The organism is Pseudomonas viridiflava (genome assembly GCF_900602065.1).
Taxonomy (GTDB): Bacteria; Pseudomonadota; Gammaproteobacteria; order Pseudomonadales; family Pseudomonadaceae; genus Aquipseudomonas.
On sequence record NZ_UWFN01000177.1, the window covers coordinates 1 to 306 of the forward strand.

The following is a 306-nucleotide window of genomic DNA, read 5'->3' on the forward strand; positions in this document are numbered from 1 at the left end:
CTCTCCACGCATCCCGACCGGCGACCGCAAGATCGTCAGCTTCGGTGCCGGCTGGAGCCCGACCGACGACCTGACCATCGACGTAGCGTACTCGTACCTGCGTGAAGATGAAGCCAAGACCCGCAACAGCAGCGCCACCAAAGGCTCGTACAGCGCGGACTTCCGCAACACCGCGCACGGCGTCGGCACTTCGGTCACCTATCGCTTCTGATGGACGACTGAAAACCGGCTGAAAAAAAGCCCGCACATCCTTAGGGAGTGCGGGCTTTTTTTGCGCTCGGTAAATGCTCAGCGTCCGCTCGGATG

At 61.1% G+C, this 306-nt stretch carries 1 protein-coding gene; it reads left to right on the forward strand.

The features are described 5' to 3' along the window. Positions 1-211, forward strand: a 211-nt coding sequence (locus EE949_RS09080; protein WP_206335701.1) for an outer membrane protein transport protein, incomplete at its 5' end; no start/stop codon positions are given. Positions 212-306: the final 95 nt, after the last annotated feature.